Raw genomic sequence first — 12,228 nt, 5'->3', positions numbered from 1 at the left:
TTCCGTTTCGTTTATGCTGCTTTTTGTTCATTTATAAAACTATGCAATACAACATTAACAGTAAATTATAATAATTATGCAAACTTAATAGTTTTTTCGTGATATAATACATATATATAGCAAATAACATCAAGAAAAGGAGGGGTTCAATGGTTCAAAGTATGCAAATACAATTCTGTGCTTTGATAATCCTTCTGCTTATATGCTACTACTCATTTAAAAGGCAAAGCGTTATACTTGAAAGTATGTGGATATATCGCCAGCTGGTTCTGGTAACGACTTTCTGTGTCATAGCTGATCTGTGTTCAATAGATGCCATAATAAATGCACCCCCGGAACAGGCTGCGATATTCTGTAAAATATATCTTTTCTTTGTAATATGGACAAGTTATCTTTCCTTCAATTATATATGCTATGATATCGTAAAGCTGCGAAAACAAAAAAAGCTGCGGCGCATTTTCTTCGTTGCCACATTCATACTCAGCATCATACCATTCATGCTGCCGATATACTGCATAAATAAGGATAATGAAGTATACAGCTACGGTCCTGCTGTAATATACACATTCATCGTTGCACCTTTATATATAATCGGTTCTATCATAATGATACTTTTCTTCAATAAACAGATGAACCCCTACCGCAGTCACGCAGCTATGCTATGGATGGTACTTGAGACCGCAGGTGCTACCATACAGCTTTTCAACCGCGAACTGCTTCTTGTAAGCCTTTCAATGGCTCTCGGAATAACCATACTCTTTGCGAAAATGGAAAATCCTGATTCGGGTATAGACCGAAATCTCGGAACATATCGTATCCAGATGCTATATGAATACATAAAACAGCTTTTCGACAATAACAAGCTGGACCAATCATTCATTATCATAAACAACGAAGATATGGAAAAAAACATAGTTTCGGAAGATCTGCTGCTGGAAATATCAAACTACCTTAAAAAGCTGTCAAATGACAAGGTATTCCGAGGAATAGCCAACGACCTTATCGTCGCTTTCCCTGATGACGGTACGCTTGATAAGAAGATGATAGAAATAAAGAAGAGATTTGAAGCAGGCTGGTCTGATAATCAGTTCCCAAATCCGCATTTTATCACTGTCCCTTCATTGAAGCTTTTCAAGAATATTGCTGAATTCGGTATGGCATACCGTTATTATTCAAATATCGTAAGCGAAAGCCATGACGACTGCTTTGTTATCGACAAGGACGCTATCCTCAATATGGAGAATTTCCGTTCCATGCAGAACGAGATAAAATCCGCACTCAGTGAAGAAAGGTTCGAGATATTTCTCCAGCCTATATATTCGGTTCAGGAGCAGAAGTTTGTATCCGCAGAAGCTCTTGTGCGTATGCGAAGCAACGACGGCAGTATCATAATGCCGAACAAATTCATTCCTATCGCTGAAATGTCGGGACAGATCGAACAGATAGGCGAAAGAGTATTCGAGCTCGTATGCAAACTGATACACGACCACGATATAACCTCTATAGGTCTGCAATACATCGAGGTCAATCTTTCGGTAGTCCAATGCGAGAACCCCGATCTCGCACCGAAATTTTTCAGGATAATGCATAGATACGGCATTGACGCAAAAAAGATAAACCTTGAGATAACCGAGTCGGGCGCGATAAAGCAAAAGGACATACTTCTTGAAAATATGGAGTATCTCCGCAAATACGGCTGCTCCTTCTCCCTTGACGATTTCGGTACAGGTGAATCGAACCTGAACTACATATTAAATATGCCCGTTGATATCGTAAAATTCGACCGAACTATGGTCAACGCATATTTCAAAAGCGAAAAAGCAAGAATAATGTTTGAATCGGTAACAGATATGATAAAGCGTCTTGGTATGCAGATAGTTGCCGAAGGAGTCGAGGAACAGCCTCAGCTTGAAAAGCTTTCCAAGCTCGGTATAGACTATATACAGGGATATTATTTCTCAAAGCCTATACCTGTCAGCGAATGCCTCGATTTCGTCCGCTGTAACAATTCCTCCACCTCCAAAATATAGCAAACAGCCGTCCATTTGACCGATGGGCGGCTGTTTGTGTATCATCTGTTATTTATGCTTTCGGGATAGAGGTCGTGATGAGAAAGTCTGTCCCATGCAAGCTCCTCCCACTTAGTACCGGGCTTGCCATAATTGCAATACGGGTCAATGGAAATACCGCCGCGAGGCAGGAATTTTCCCCATACCTCGATATATTTCGGAGACATGAGCTTTATAAGGTCTTTCATGATTATATTAACGCAGTCCTCATGGAAGTCGCCGTGATTGCGAAAGCTGAAAAGATAGAGCTTCAGCGACTTGCTCTCCACCATTACCTTATCGGGAATGTATGATATATATATTGCCGCAAAGTCAGGCTGTCCTGTAATAGGACAAAGGCTCGTGAACTCAGGACAGTTGAACTTTACGAAATAGTCATTGTCAGGGTGCTTGTTAGGGAATGTTTCAAGCACAGACGGGTCGTAATCCGAGGAATACTTTGTGTTGTTATTACCGAGAAGAGTAATGCTTCCCTTTTCGTTTTCGCTTCTGCCGCTCATATTATTCTCCTTTCATAGCAGGGTCGTGGATACCGTTTGCCTCAAATGCAGCTATCCTGTCACGGCAGGTGCCGCAGACTCCGCATGGCTTATCTCCGCCCTCATAGCAGCTCCATGTGAGCTCATAGGGCACACCGAGTTTCAGTCCCTCAGCCACTACCTGTGCCTTGTTTATGCCTATAAACGGAGCAACAACTTTAAGCTCGCAGCCGCTTCCGAGATAGATAGCGCGGTTTATAGCATCGTTGAAGTCGCTGCTGCAATCGGGATAGGCATTGCCTGCCGCATCATCGCTGTGAGCACCGTAGTATATCTCCGTACAGCCGTTTGAAAGGGCTATACTTGCCGCAGATGCAAGGAAAAGTCCGTTTCTGAACGGAACATATGTGGAAACAGGCTTGCCGTCAGTCTTTTCAAGCTGCTCGGCGTAGCTCTCCTTGGGGATATCTCCGCTTGAACCTTTAAGCAGCGTACAGTCGCTGTCTGCAAAAATGAGCGCGAGGTCAAGCTCCTTATGTCTTACACCGTAATGAGATGCTATCTTGCGCGCAGCTTCAAGCTCACGGCTGTGCTTCTGACCGTAATAAAGTGAAAGTGCCAGCACATTATCAGCACCATATTTATCAACTGCGATAGCGAGACAGGTAGTGCTGTCAACTCCGCCGCTAAATAATACCAAAGCTTTCATAGTATCCTCCTCAGTCGAATTTAACAAGGTCTTTCAGTTCTGCACTGTCGCGGAATGCTCCCATAAAAGTACCTGTTACTGTCTTTGCGTTGGGATTTCGGATACCTCTTGCAGTCATGCAGCTGTGGCTTCCGCGTATCATTACGCCAACATCGGGAGTGCCTGCTGCTTCGGAAATTATCTCAGCAATATCTCTGCCAAGTCTTTCCTGCAATTGCAGACGCTTTGCAGCCATATCACAGATACGTGCTATCTTGCTGAGTCCAAGTACTTTACCGTGAGGGATATACGCAACATTCACGCTCATATCATACATGAGAGCGATATGATGCTCGCAGTAGCTGAAAACGGTTATATCCTTCATAACAACAGCACTGTCCATATCGGCATCATAATCCGCTTCAAAGGTCTTTCCGAACATTTCCGCTATCTGATGATTTGTATAGGCAGTTCCCTCAAGTACTTCCTCAAGCATACGGGCAACACGGGCAGGAGTTTCTTTAAGTCCCTCTCGCTCGGGGTCTTCGCCTATTGCCTTGAGTATTCCGAGAACATGATATTCTATTGCTTCTCTGTCCATTATACGCCCCTCCTTGAAGGCTCCCAGATAAACTTATGCAGCTGGAGCTGAAGCCTTACACCGTTCATTTTACGCTCTTCCATGAATGTGACTATATCCGCAGGATCTATCTCACCGAAAACGGGACTGATATATACATGACAGCGTCCCACAAGCCCGTATTCCTCTATTATCTCCGCAGCTCTTTCAAGATCCTCCTTGCTGCCCGATACGAATTTAACTGTATCATGCTCACCGAGAAGGCGGAAATTATCCCTGCACATAAACTCTTCCATACCGCTTGACGGCAGCTTGTAGTCCATAGTGAACACGGGACGATACTCCGCATCAGCCAGTCTGCCGAGGTATATACTTCCGTTTGTCTCTATCTCAACACGGCAGCCCTGCTTCATAAGCAGCTCAGCCACCGCATCACATTCCTTTTGCATAAGCGGCTCTCCGCCTGTAAGAGTAACGTTTTCAACGCCTTTTTCAGCCACCCACTCAGCTATCTCCTCGGGTGTCTCGTAGTCCGCAGGAGCAGACTCGCAGTTTGCCCATACGGTATCGCAGTAAGAGCAGCAGAGATTGCAGCCTCTGAAACGTATAAAAGCAGCAAGCTCACCTGCATGAGCTCCCTCACCGTTAATACTTATAAATTTTTCAACTACAGGAAGCATCAGTTTTCCTCCTCATAACACGCACAATTCTCAGGTGTTTCGTATACAACAACGCTCTCCATAGGGAGTCCCTCTGCTTTGAGTATCCCGTAGAAATGCTTTGCAAAATTCTCGGCTGTGGGACGGAAATCCACCTCGATAAGTCGGAAATCCTCGTCATTGAGTGCCGCAAGAGTCGCAGCTTTCAGCGAACCCTTTTCGTAAATAAGCACATGGTCAAAGCTTTTTGCAAGAGTGCGCACTGCCTTTTTAAAATCGGCGAAATCTACTACCATTCCGCGTTTTTCTCCGTCGGCAGCAAGCTCGCTGCTTTTAACGACCACCTCTATTTTCCAGCGGTGTCCGTGAATATTTGCGCATTTTCCGTTATAGCCTGCAAGGAAATGAGCACTGTCAAATTCCGCAGAAGTTTTCAGTCTGTACATAATATCACCTCATGGATATACGTCGGGCGCATCATAACGCCGCCTTATAAAATAAAAAGCGTCTGCCATGAGCAGACGCACCTGTTTCGTAAAAAGAGCGCAGTTCCCTCTGCACTCACAGATGCCCTGGTTTTGTTTAACGACAGGATGGCGCAAACGAACTGTCGGGAAAATACTCCGTTTCATATTATAACATCTGTAGGTGAATATGTCAAGCAAAAAAAACGAAAACGGTCCTGATATTGCATCAAGGACCGTTTTATTGCTGTTAAAGAAGTCTTTTCTTGCGTTTTCTGATGAACACAGCTGATGCACCTGCCAGAAGCAGTAATACGCCTCCTGTTATCTTGAACCATGTTTTACGGAAAAGCAATCTGAAAATATTGGTGGTAACGAGTATGTTCTTATAGTGATACTCCTCCTCATTTCCTGCCATATCCGTAAGAACAACGCATACCTCACGGGCACTGCTTGAATTCGAGATATTGAATGAGCACTCATCATCGTTCAGCCTTGTATTTACAGACACACCGTCAACATAAACGCGGATATTCTTCAAAACGATATTATCTGAAACAGAAAGACGTGCAGTATAGCTCTCGCCCTTATATGTCCTGTTATCAGCGATATTGATAGGTATACAGAGAGGCTTTGTCTTATCGACACAGAATGATACCTCCGCATTCTTCTTGTCAGAGTCGCTTATATTAACGTTGCCTGCTTCATCGTATGAATGGATAGAAACAGTATATCTTGCATCACTGTCAAAATTACGCGAGAAGATATTATAGATATATCTTGTCCATTCATCAACACCGCCCTTAACTTCAACGGTATAATCAATACCTTCCCTGAGCTCCAGCATTTCCGAATCCTTTGTGATAAGGACTGTGTCCTGTTTTGCGTGTTTGTCTGCATTATACTCAGTGATGATAATGTCCTTCGGACTTGAGATATATCCGCCGTTAAGCTCTGCTGTATCCTTTGCGAGGGTAAATGTCGAACCAAATCTGTTGACTGAAAATCTGAATTTCTTTTCTATCTTATTTGAAGCATTATCCTCGGCAGTTGCCTTGATGGTATAGATATCATCATATTCGGGCTTGTTTGGGATATTGTCAAAAACGTACTCATATCCGCCGTTCTTTTCGGTAAGCTCACCGCGAATATTAGTGACCTTGCCTCTGTTTGCACCCTCAAGCTCAACCTTTATGGTCTCCTTTTTGATATTAGGATCATCGAAACGGATACTCGGACGTATTTCCTTGCTGTTATTTGATCTGCTGATACTATCAAAGCTTACTGTAGGCTTTTTGGTATCTACGCAGAAGCTTCCGCTATATGTATCAAATGAATTTCCTGCCTTGTCTCTGCCTGAGATACTCAGCTCGTAATCTCCGTTCTGCTCAAATTTAATAGTCGAAACATAATCACTTCCGACCTTTGCCCACTCCGAAGCCTTCGGGAAATCACTTGTCCTGTTATCATAAGTACCTGTTATTTTTATCCTGTTCGGATCAAAGTTTTCCTCTTTTATCCTTAACGTAGCGGTAACATTACTGTTAAAATAATGCTGATTTTCTGCTCCCTTGTCAAAGCTTACGTTCAGAACAGGTGCGGTACCGTCAATTATGAACTCTCCCGATTCATAAGGATCAGCTTTAAGGTCGCCCATGTCTCTGCAATTGACAGTAAGCTTGTATTTGCCGTCATTTTCAACAGACACCTCTGCACTGTACTGTGCTGTATCTGTTCCCTCAGTACCGCCTGAGAGAGTCCACGTAGACTGCAATCTCTGACCATTGAGCATGACCTCAGCAAGTGAAGGATCGAAATTGCGCTCTGTAACAGTTATGACAGCTTTTCTGCCTGACTTGAAAATATTCTTGTATTCACTGTCTGACGAGTTGTTTCCGTCAGCAAATGCTACCCTTATCACAGGCTTGACAGTATCAATGCTGAATGTCTCCCATGCTGTATCGTCATAGTTGGGATTTCCTGCTCTGTCGTTCATTCTCAGAGAGATACTGCTTCCGTTTGAATTGCCCGAAATAACCATATCTCTTGTTACCTCGGTAACAAGATTATTTTCCGACTTGTCCCTGTTTATATTCCATGCATCCGCATCAGTATCCTCGGGATCACCGTTCCTGTTTATGCCAAGTCTTGTTTCAGCTTCACCCGAAACGCTTGTAAATACATCAGCTATACCCGAGAACGAATCACGTACCGTAAGCTGTGCATGGACATCGGAATTATAAAGCGGCAAACCGTTTTTATCCTTATGACTTGTCGGTGGAAGAACTATGGATACATGATCTTCCTCTGAATGTTTATCACTGTTTTCGGTAACGATGCCTAAAGTCTCTGCGATCAGTGAGCTCTTGCCCACATTATCCCATGCAGTGATCTTTGCAAAGCCCTTGAAGTTCACAGGCACTCTCAGTTCCCATGCATCGCCCGAACGGCGTGCGCTGACAGCATCTCCGACAGGATTTCCGTCCTTATCAAAGAGATGAGCCTTTACCTCTGAGATACCCGAGCTTGGCGATCTGTCATCGACTCTTACTCTTATCACAGCCTCACCGTCAGAGAAAGCTTCAAATCTGAAAGCTCTGTCTCTGCGCAGTATATCCGTACCGTTTGTATCAGCACCTGCAACAGTGGGAGCATCAAGGTCAATGTATACTCTCTCCTCAGATACCTCGCTTTCAAGATCTGCATTATCCCTTACAAAGAACTTGACACGGATACTTCCGCTCTCAGGCGAATTATTGTATCTTCCGTCCTCTTCTCTTCCGAGCCTGTGTATGCCGCTGCATATCTGCACCTTGTATTTACTGTCTGCGGCACATTTCAGGTATACATCAAAGCTGTCCTGCTCTTCGCCTTTTTCAAAGGAAATATAGTATTTTCCTTCTTTGAGGAGCTTGATGTCGATATTGTTTTCCGAGATGAGCAGCGGATAGCTTACGCCGTTTACTTCCACAAATATCCTGTATATTCCCGAGCATTTATCAGGATTCACATCAGCCGCATATAAATTCAGCTTGATATCCTCATAACTGCCGTACCATTTTTTGATGACAGTGTTTTCTCCGTCTCTTATCTCCTGAGTATGCACCTTTGATACATCGGAAGCATCAGTGATACTGCTTAAAGGTCTTTCGGTATCAAATATGAGATTGATCTTTTTATCCCCTGTATCTGAACTGAGAACAGCACTGTTATCCACATTATCAGCAGCTTTGATGCTGAATGAGCTCTTGAGGTTTTTGCCTTCGATATCATGTTTATCTATCATCATACCGAAGCTTTTTCCGTCATCATTGCGCAACATACGCTTTGCAGAACCGCTGTCATCGCCGACATACCACTCTGCACCCTTTACTCCCGAGCCTTCAGAATCGCCGTAAATATCATTTACTGCCGCATTGATGATAGTGCCCTCTTTTACGACGTAGTTCATTTCGCCGTCAGCAACTGCTATAGGTACAGCATTTATCACCTCTAAGGACTCAGCTGAGATAACAGGAGGCGCACAATCCATACGGACATTGATCGTATACATCTTTTCAGTGCCAATGCCTGAATTGCCGCTGTTATCAACGGCGTATACATCAACGCTGTCCTGTATCAGAGTATTCTTGTATTCATCGGCAGGCTTTAAAGTTACCTTGAAAGTCTGCGACTGTGTATCAAATGTAAGAGAAGGTACTGTCTTGTGAGTATTCTTTGCACCTGCCAAAGCTTTTTCATAAGCACTGACATGATTTTCCAGCTTTGCAGCCGCCACAGCGATCTCCGCAGCCTCATCAGCAGCGTCCTCATTCTTTGACAGCTCAGTGAGCTTTGCGGAATAATACTTCTTCAGCTCATCGCATACGCCGTTCCTGATGATCTTTTTATAGTAGTTATAGCTGTCCCCCTGATCTGAATACTTTGATGCGTTTACTTCCGAAAGATCAATAGTACTTAAAAGTTCAACAAGCTCTTTCTCGGCACTTCTTACTGCCGCATTTTCAAGATAGCCTGTTATGGCATCGCTCCAGCCGCCCTCAGGTCTGTCAAACCTGTAATCACCTACGATAACGGAAGCTATCTCCTGCTTGTTTACAGTAGGAGCGTTTATGAACTTCTCGTATACATCACGTATTTCCTTTTCCTCATAGAATACGGTATCATTCTCGGGTATCGGGCATTCCTCTCTGTCATGGATATCAAGAGTAAATACCGCACCTTCTTTTCCGTACCATTTGTTCTCATCATGTTCCTCAGTATCGGAAACAGTCGGTGCATTTTTGTCGTTGTAGAAACAGATACTGTCGTCAATTCCGCTGCTAAGTCCGTCAGCGTCCTTGATAATGTTCTTAACGAGGATAAATACAGGATCTTTGATGACTTTGGAAGTGAGCTTGAATTCTCTTTCATCTGCGTCTATAGAAAACTTTGAAGAGTGCAGACCAGAAACATCATTTCCCTTGAAGTAATCATAACTTATAACACTGCTGTCAAATGAAGCAGGCAAAGTCATAAGAGTCTTTATCGGCGTATCGCTGTCGATGGAGAAGCAGCTGCCGCTTCTGAGAGATATATCCTGAGAAGGTGCGAAGGTGTAGCTTCCGAACTTAGTGAACTTTTTGTATTTCAGTTCGATCTCGTTTTCGCCCGGGAAATACGGTATCTTGCAATAACCAACTGCGTTTTCACCGCTGATATCAGAGTACATCTTTCCAAGATCTACATCATGATGACCAAAGTACTCATATCCGTCAAGGTAATAGTTTCCAAGCTCAAGGTAGGGAACACGGAAGAAATACGTACCGTCGTTTCCCTTTTCAACATGGAAGTAACGTGTTGTCTCTCTGTCACTTGCTCCGTCAAATGTACTTTTTACACATACATTCCAGTTTACGCCCGTAACAACGAACTGCGCGTTATTGCTGTATCTGAACTGTTCAAAAGTAAGGAGATCGCTCATCTTGAAGAAATCATTCTCCACCTTGAAATCCTTGGATTTTGAACCGTCATATATGGAAAGAGCCTGTTTATCCTTGGCTTCTATCCTGAGATCATTTATTTCCTTCCACTTAAATCTTCTTTCGCCTGTCTCCTTGTCTCCTCTGAACACCTTATAATTGCCGGAGATAGTGATACTGAAAAATCTTGGCGAGATGATATAGCTTGCCCCTCCGAAAGAGAGTCTGTATTCATCATTTCCGATATTTTCCGATTTGAAAGAGATCGGACGCTCCACAGTTACTATCCTTGCCTCATCACTTTCGATGAGAGTATATTCATCATTCGGCTTTACAGTGATCTCAGAGCCGTATTTGCAAAAACCGTCCTCAGGTATGCCCGAGATAGTGACATTTACAACATCAGCCGCCACCTCTGCCTTATAATAAGCGTCATATTCAAGCGAATTTCCCGAAGCTGACTTTCTTCTGTATTCCGTTTTTTCGATGCTTACCTTTTCAGCTGACGGAACTTCACCGCTGTTTACAGTTATAGTACCGCCGTTCGTACCGTTGTACTCACAGACAGGCGTACTCTTGGCAAACATTCTCTTTGCCATGACATAAAAATCTGCTTCGGGTATACCTCCGTTGACAACAACAGTATAAGTTTTAGTGTTCTGTTGAGTAGTAGTTGTAGTAGTAGAAGTTGTAGACGTTGTTGTAGTAGAAGTTGTGGTAGTAGAAGTGGTAGTTGTACTGGTAGTAGTTGTTGTAGTTGTAGTTGCAGTCGAAGTTGAAGTAGTGACAGCATCTGTTTTTTCTACCTGCGCAACTTCTTTTTTCTTTCCGTCGCTGTCGTCTGAAAGATCTACAGAATCACTTTTCAGTGTACCTATAGAAGATACAGCTGCCGAAGCAGGCAAAGTGCCGAAAGAATTTGCAATAATAACGAGAGCTGCCGTAAAAGCTATTTTCTTTTTAAAATCAAAGATACCGTTATTCACTTTGACTTCCCTCCCTTTTTAACAACAAAAACCACTGCCGCTCCGATCACGAGCAGCGAAGCTGCAAGTACAGGAGCAAACATATTTCTGTTTCTTCCTTTTTTCAGATCACTCTTCACCTCATCAGCAGAACTTGTCTCCACAGAAGAAGTAACAGCAGCAGTTGTTTGTGTCTCAGATGATCTGTCGCTGCTTGTTGAGCTGACTGTAGATGTGGTCTTGAAAGCAGTACTTGTTGAAGAAGTTACAGTTGTTGTGCTCTCCGCAGTTGTAACAGCAGAAGCTTTTTCTCCCGTATCCTCTGCTTCTGCCGCAGGCTGCTGAGCATTGTTTTCTTCTTCATTACTGCCGCTGTCTGACTGATCTTCATGATATTTGTCCGTAATGATTATGCTTCCGCCGTTAAGAGCAGAAAAGCACTCTCTTCCGAACATAGCATCATTACTGTTATAAGTAAATATCATTACCTCAAATTCTCCTGCACTGTCAGGCATTGATATGCCGTATTCACCCGCAGGGGTATTTTCAGGTATACTGACTCTGAGAGCACCTATCTCGCCGTTGTCGGTAAACCTGCTCCTGCCCGAGACCTCAAAACAGGCAGAGATAGTATTTCCCGAGTCATAGCAATTATAGATATTGACTCCCGTAAGCTTCTTTGCTTTTGCTGCTGCTTCATAATCACCTGCAAAACTCAGTCTGCTGTCGAGTTCAAACAGTACATTAAGTGACACGAAACCACAGTTATTGTTTATACTGACAGGTAACTCAACGATAGTATCTCCGCTGAGCTGAGACCTGTCTATCTCGCAGCTGCCCACGCTCACTTCTATATCAGAGGGAGCTTCATACTCCGCTTCCGCACAAAAGCACACACATGACGGCAGCACAGCCATAGCTGCGGCGAGACCTATGACAGAGTTTACAAGCTTCATTTATTTCTCCTGTTACCGTCAATAACATCGGGATCGGCGTTAATGACGATTATATTCCTTATTATCCTGAAATCGTTTTCTTTATCCTTATTGTTTCCCACAACTATGGTATCGCTTATCTCTTCCTGTTTTTTCTTGCCAACAACAACAGTTATCATGCTGCTGTCGAGCTCTTCATCGGCAGGACCGAGAGCATCAGCGTTCTCGTTCAAAGTGCGTATGCTCATTGCCGCAGAATGAACTTTGTCCGCAGGTTCTGCCGGGCTTTTTCTCGATCTTATCTCGGATACCGTATTTGAGATGACCTTGAATCTTGCCGCCAGCATAAAAGCTGTAAGCAGGAGCACAATGCCGATCCCAAGAAATATCTGAGAGATGATCTGCCATTCAAAAGATGTCATATACTG

The 12,228-nt window shown here is 43.6% G+C and carries 9 protein-coding genes; 1 reads left to right on the top strand and 8 read right to left on the bottom strand.

Annotation, left to right across the window (positions count from 1 at the left end; translation table 11 throughout):
* The first annotated feature begins 149 nt into the window (after positions 1-149).
* Entirely contained in the window at positions 150-2,030 is a 1,881-nt protein-coding gene (locus BLW60_RS13645; protein ID WP_074718319.1) for an EAL domain-containing protein, read from the top strand.
* A gap of 41 nt (positions 2,031-2,071) precedes the next feature.
* Here BLW60_RS13645 and queF read toward each other — a convergent pair whose 3' ends face one another.
* The 8 genes from queF to BLW60_RS13605 form a co-directional block, all read right to left on the bottom strand.
* The gene (queF, locus tag BLW60_RS13640; RefSeq protein ID WP_028518221.1) at positions 2,072-2,569 is read right to left on the bottom strand and encodes a preQ(1) synthase; all 498 of its coding nucleotides are present in this window, start codon (positions 2,567-2,569) and stop codon (positions 2,072-2,074) included.
* A 1-nt stretch (position 2,570) separates the two neighbouring features.
* Positions 2,571-3,257 (bottom strand): 7-cyano-7-deazaguanine synthase QueC, encoded by a 687-nt coding sequence (gene queC / locus BLW60_RS13635; protein ID WP_074718317.1) that lies wholly within the window; start codon positions 3,255-3,257, stop codon positions 2,571-2,573.
* A gap of 10 nt (positions 3,258-3,267) precedes the next feature.
* Entirely contained in the window at positions 3,268-3,837 is a 570-nt protein-coding gene (gene folE / locus BLW60_RS13630; RefSeq protein WP_074718315.1) for a GTP cyclohydrolase I, read from the bottom strand.
* The gene (gene queE, locus BLW60_RS13625) at positions 3,837-4,499 is read right to left on the bottom strand and encodes a putative 7-carboxy-7-deazaguanine synthase QueE (protein WP_175460948.1); all 663 of its coding nucleotides are present in this window, start codon (positions 4,497-4,499) and stop codon (positions 3,837-3,839) included. The genes folE and queE overlap by 1 nt, the downstream gene beginning before the upstream one ends.
* Positions 4,496-4,921, bottom strand: a complete 426-nt coding sequence (gene queD, locus BLW60_RS13620) for a 6-carboxytetrahydropterin synthase QueD (protein WP_074718312.1) — start codon at positions 4,919-4,921, stop codon at positions 4,496-4,498. The genes queE and queD overlap by 4 nt, the downstream gene beginning before the upstream one ends.
* 268 nt (positions 4,922-5,189) lie before the next feature.
* Positions 5,190-10,886, bottom strand: a complete 5,697-nt coding sequence (locus tag BLW60_RS13615; protein WP_074718310.1) for a hypothetical protein — start codon at positions 10,884-10,886, stop codon at positions 5,190-5,192.
* Positions 10,883-11,821: a hypothetical protein gene (locus BLW60_RS13610; RefSeq protein WP_074718308.1), complete on the bottom strand. Its 939-nt coding sequence runs from the start codon at positions 11,819-11,821 to the stop codon at positions 10,883-10,885. The genes BLW60_RS13615 and BLW60_RS13610 overlap by 4 nt, the downstream gene beginning before the upstream one ends.
* Positions 11,818-12,222, bottom strand: coding sequence for a hypothetical protein (locus tag BLW60_RS13605; protein ID WP_074718306.1), 405 nt, complete (start codon positions 12,220-12,222; stop codon positions 11,818-11,820). The genes BLW60_RS13610 and BLW60_RS13605 overlap by 4 nt, the downstream gene beginning before the upstream one ends.
* Positions 12,223-12,228 lie beyond the last annotated feature (6 nt).

The sequence above is a fragment of the Ruminococcus flavefaciens genome (genome assembly GCF_900108555.1).
GTDB lineage: Bacteria > Bacillota > Clostridia > Oscillospirales > Ruminococcaceae > Ruminococcus > Ruminococcus flavefaciens_P.
Note: the sequence above shows the minus strand (reverse complement) of the source record. Positions and strands in the feature narration are given on the sequence as shown.

Bases quoted from the DNA above. Each gene is read 5' to 3' on its own strand.
- BLW60_RS13645 (WP_074718319.1), top strand. From the start codon at position 150: ATGGTTCAAAGTATGCAAATACAATTCTGTGCTTTGATAATCCTTCTG.
- queF (WP_028518221.1), bottom strand. From the start codon at position 2,569: ATGAGCGGCAGAAGCGAAAACGAAAAGGGAAGCATTACTCTTCTCGGT.
- queC (WP_074718317.1), bottom strand. From the start codon at position 3,257: ATGAAAGCTTTGGTATTATTTAGCGGCGGAGTTGACAGCACTACCTGT.
- folE (WP_074718315.1), bottom strand. From the start codon at position 3,837: ATGGACAGAGAAGCAATAGAATATCATGTTCTCGGAATACTCAAGGCA.
- queD (WP_074718312.1), bottom strand. From the start codon at position 4,921: ATGTACAGACTGAAAACTTCTGCGGAATTTGACAGTGCTCATTTCCTT.
- BLW60_RS13610 (WP_074718308.1), bottom strand. From the start codon at position 11,821: ATGAAGCTTGTAAACTCTGTCATAGGTCTCGCCGCAGCTATGGCTGTG.
- BLW60_RS13605 (WP_074718306.1), bottom strand. From the start codon at position 12,222: ATGACATCTTTTGAATGGCAGATCATCTCTCAGATATTTCTTGGGATC.